The organism is Herbaspirillum sp. B65 (assembly GCF_000333555.1).
Classification (GTDB): Bacteria; Pseudomonadota; Gammaproteobacteria; order Burkholderiales; family Burkholderiaceae_D; genus Herbaspirillum; species Herbaspirillum rubrisubalbicans.
The window spans coordinates 1-1078 of sequence record NZ_BADI01000228.1 but is presented as its reverse complement, the minus strand read 5'-3'; the positions used below and the strand labels follow the sequence as shown (position 1 = coordinate 1078).

Annotated in this window: 2 protein-coding genes; both read right to left on the bottom strand. The window is 61.1% G+C overall.

Going from position 1 to position 1078, the window contains the following annotated elements; all coding sequences use genetic code 11:
- Positions 1-173, bottom strand: a 173-nt coding sequence (gene eutB / locus I5W_RS31075) for an ethanolamine ammonia-lyase subunit EutB (protein WP_159106107.1), incomplete at its 3' end; no start/stop codon positions are given.
- Positions 174-238: 65 nt separating this feature from the next.
- Positions 239-1078: HAD family hydrolase (locus tag I5W_RS05875; protein WP_044528545.1), on the bottom strand; the 840-nt coding region annotated here is incomplete at its 5' end.

The following is a 1078-nucleotide window of genomic DNA, read 5'->3' as shown; positions in this document are numbered from 1 at the left end:
CGGTGCTCGGCCAGCGCCATCTGGGCAATGGCACGCTCCTCGGCACTGGCCGCCGCGACCCCGGCCAGCAGATCGCCCGAACGCGCCGGGCTGGCCTTGGCCATTAACTCCTTCAGATTGCGAAACACGTAGCTGGCGCTACCCACACTATGCCGGAAACGATGTTCGGCCATGACCTTCCTCCCAAGAGATGGCGCCCATCACTGGCGCCGATCTGTCGTGCTTGTCCTGTCCTGGCTCAGGACGTCAGCAATTGCGCTGCACTCTTGCCATACTTGATGCTGGCCTCATCCGGCAGCCAGTTGCCGGTCGACTCCTGGCGTCCCTGCAGAAGAAAACGCGGCTGGGCTGCACTGATCTGCTCGGCCGCCAACTTGGAGAGTTCACCGATCTTGCCGTTCTTCATGCGATTGACGATCAGCCCATACCGGGTTTCCGGGAAATCACGCAGCATATCGTAGTCGCCATCGCTATCGCCTGCCACCAATAGCGGGCCGTACCCCTTCTGTGCCACCAGCACCCGCTTGATGGCCACTGTCTTGCCCGGCCCCCAGGTCAGCGGCCAGTCCTTCAGGTAGGCATTGCGGAAAAGCTGGCCATTGCGCTCCAGGCGCAGGCCGATGATGTTCTCACGACTGACGTGGTATCCATACTTGGGATGGGTGGCAAACACGGCCACCACCTCTTCCAGCGAGGCGGTGCAAACGTAGACGTCGATCCCGTTACGACGCAGTGCATCCATCAAGGTGGCGATCTCGGTACACAGGCGGATGCCATGGAAATGCGACACGCTCACGACCCCCGCCCTGCCAGCCCGCTCGGCCGGGCTAGTGTACTTGACCTTGGTCAGCGCAGCGCCCAACGCCGCGTCATTGGAAGCTTCGGCCAGCGCACTCACGTCGGCCACGCTCATGTTAGCGAAGAAATAGATCACCCAAGGATAGCCGACGTTGACGCCATGAGTATCATTGACGGCCTCGTAGAGGTAGTACAGCTTGGCGCGGAAATCCTGGAACTCGAGGGTAGCGGTGATTTCTTCGAGTGACTTGCTGCCGGCCAGCCCCTTGTAGTTGGCGTA